The following is a 3,345-nucleotide window of genomic DNA, read 5'->3' as shown; positions in this document are numbered from 1 at the left end:
TTAAATCTGGCAGCGACCTACTTTCCCGGGACGTCTCCATCCAAGTATCATCGGCACTGAGAAGCTTAACTACCGTGTTCGGAATGGGAACGGGTGTGTCCTTCTCGTTATTGCCACCAGAAGATTGTTAACTTGTATTTTCACACCTTCAAAAATATATAATGTCTAAAGCAAGATTCGAAGCGGATCCCTCATTTAAGACTTCCGAAAGACCTTCTACCTGTTTTCTTCTTCCTCTTTGGGTTTCCACCCAAATTTCTTAGGTCAAGCCCTCGACCTATTAGTACCAGTCAGCTTAATACATTACTGCACTTACACCTCTGGCCTATCAACCATGTAGTCTACATGGGGTCTTACCCTTTCGGTGGGATATCTCATCTTAGGGTGGGTTTCACGCTTAGATGCCTTCAGCGTTTATCCCGTCCAAACTTGGCTACCCAGCTGTGCCACTGGCGTGACAACTGGTGCACCAGAGGTTTGTCCATCCCGGTCCTCTCGTACTAAGGACAGATCCCTTCAAATATCCTGCGCCCGCGACAGATAGGGACCGAACTGTCTCACGACGTTCTGAACCCAGCTCGCGTACCGCTTTAATTGGCGAACAGCCAAACCCTTGGAACCGACTTCAGCTCCAGGATGCGATGAGCCGACATCGAGGTGCCAAACCTCCCCGTCGATGTGGACTCTTGGGGAGATCAGCCTGTTATCCCCAGGGTAGCTTTTATCCGTTGAGCGACGGCAATTCCACTTTCATACCGCCGGATCACTAAGCCCTACTTTCGTACCTGCTCGACTTGTTTGTCTCGCAGTCAGGCTACCTTATGCCTTTGCACTCGATGCGCGATTTCCAACCGCGCTGAGGTAACCTTTGGACGCCTCCGTTACCTTTTGGGAGGCGACCGCCCCAGTCAAACTGCCCACCTGACAGTGTCCCAAAACCGGATTACGGTCTCTGGTTAGAGTTTCAATATTCTTAGAGTGGTATCCCAACGACGGCTCCACCAACGCTGGCGCGCTGGCTTCTAAGCTCCCACCTATCCTGTACAAAGAATACCGAAACCCAGTATCAGGCTACAGTAAAGCTCCATGGGGTCTTTCCGTCTTGTCGCGGGTAACTTGCATCTTCACAAGTACTACAATTTCGCCGGGTACGTTGTTGAGACAGTGCCCAAATCATTACGCCATTCGTGCGGGTCAGAACTTACCTGACAAGGAATTTCGCTACCTTAGGACCGTTATAGTTACGGCCGCCGTTTACTGGGGCTTAAGTTCACTGCTTCTCTTGCGATAACAGATCCCCGTAACCTTCCAGCACCGGGCAGGCGTCAGCCCCTATACTTCATCTTTCGATTTAGCAGAGACCTGTGTTTTTGCTAAACAGTTGCTTGGGCCTATTCTCTGCGGCCTGGTCTCCCAGGCACCCCTTCTCGCGAACTTACGGGGTCAATTTGCCGAGTTCCTTAACAACGCTTCTCCCGTTCGTCTTAGGATTCTCTCCTCACCTACCTGTGTCGGTTTGCGGTACGGGTACCTCTACTCTCGATAGTGGCTTTTCTCGTCAGTGCGGAATCTGTTACTTCGGTACTTATTTTTCCCTCCCCATCAGGCCTTCGAAACAACCGGCGGATTTGCCTACCGGTCTATCTACCTCCCTTGGACGAGCTCTTCCAGCCGCTCGCGTAACTTATCCCCCTGCGTCCCCACTTCTCTCATAACGAGCAGCGGTAGTACAGGAATTTCAACCTGTTGTCCATCACCTACGCTTCCGGCCTCGGCTTAGGTCCCGACTTACCCTGGGCGGACGAACCTTCCCCAGGAAACCTTAGGTTTTCGACGGTAAAGATTCTCACTTTACTCTCGCTACTTATTCCGGCATTCTCACTACTGTCTCGTCCACATGTCCTTCCGGTCATGCTTCGACCTAACACAGTAAGCTCCCCTACCCAGTATCTCTACTGCCATAGCTTCGGTACACAGTTTAGCCCCGGACATTTTCGGCGCAGGTTCACTCGACTAGTGAGCTATTACGCACTCTTTGAATGAATGGCTGCTTCTAAGCCAACATCCTAGTTGTCTTAGCAAACCCACATCCTTTCCCACTTAACTGTGATTTTGGGACCTTAGCTGATGGTCTGGGCTGTTTCCCTCTCGACCACGAAACTTATCTCACGTAGTCTGACTCCCAAGTATATCTATACGGCATTCAGAGTTTGATAGGGTTCGGTAACCCGGTAAGGCCCCTAGCCCATTCAGTGCTTTACCTCCGTTAGACTTAACCTTGAGGCTAGCCCTAAAGCTATTTCGGGGAGAACCAGCTATCTCCGAGTTCGATTGGAATTTCTCCGCTATCCACAGCTCATCCCAAACCTTTTCAACGGTTATGAGTTCGGTCCTCCACGAGACTTTACTCTCGCTTCAACCTGTCCATGGATAGGTCACCCGGTTTCGGGTCTATTGCATGTGACTTAACGCCCTATTAAGACTCGGTTTCCCTTCGGCTCCGTACCTTCAGTACTTAACCTCGCCTCATACAATAACTCGCCGGACCGTTCTACAAAAAGTACGCTGTCGAGCCTTAACGCTCTCCAACTGCTTGTAAACATAGGGTTTCAGGTTCTCTTTCACTCCCCTCCCGGGGTTCTTTTCACCTTTCCCTCACGGTACTGCTCCACTATCGGTCACCAGTTAGTATTTAGCCTTGGAAGGTGGTCCTCCCTGCTTCCCACAAGGTTTCACGTGCCTCGTGGTACTCTGGATCCCAGCCTGTCTACTTACTTTTCGCATACGGGACTTTTACCCTCTTTGGTATAAGCTTTCCTGCTTACTTCTGCTAAGCTCGTAGAATCATTATGCTGGTCCACAACCCCCAACTATATTGCTATAGCTCGGTTTGGGCTCTTCCGCTTTCGCTCGCCACTACTTACGGAATCTCGGTTGATTTCTTTTCCTGTGGGTACTTAGATGTTTCAGTTCCCCACGTCTCGCCCTGTTGCACTATGGATTCATGCAACAGTACCTGAGCATTTACCTCAGGTGGGTTCCCCCATTCGGAAATCTGCGGGTCGATGGCTATTTGCGCCTCACCGCAGCTTATCGCAGCTTATCACGTCCTTCTTCGCCTTCTGGTGCCTAGGCATTCACCCTATGCTCTTAATAGCTTGACCTCGGTCTTTCTACCTTGGTTCTCTTAAAGTGATTGTCCTTCTACCATCTTAATGAGATCCTAAGAGTCACTTGCATCAAGCCGCTCTATGTTCCTCACATAAAGCTTCTTTTATGCCTGTTACCCTCTTTTTTGTCTTCTCATCTTGCTTTATCTACATTATATATTTTTCAAGGTGCAAA

2 rRNA genes are annotated in these 3,345 nt (G+C 49.9%); both read right to left on the bottom strand.

From position 1 onward, the window contains the following. Positions 1–4: 4 nt before the first annotated feature. Positions 5–121 (bottom strand): 5S ribosomal RNA (rrf, locus tag JCM21531_RS16770). Between the two features lie 139 nt (positions 122–260). Then, positions 261–3,164, bottom strand: a 23S ribosomal RNA gene (locus tag JCM21531_RS16765). Positions 3,165–3,345 lie beyond the last annotated feature (181 nt).

Origin of the sequence: Acetivibrio straminisolvens JCM 21531, assembly GCF_000521465.1 — a bacterium.
GTDB classification, from domain to species: Bacteria; Bacillota; Clostridia; order Acetivibrionales; family Acetivibrionaceae; genus Hungateiclostridium; species Hungateiclostridium straminisolvens.
This window is presented reverse-complemented; position numbering and strand designations above follow the sequence as displayed.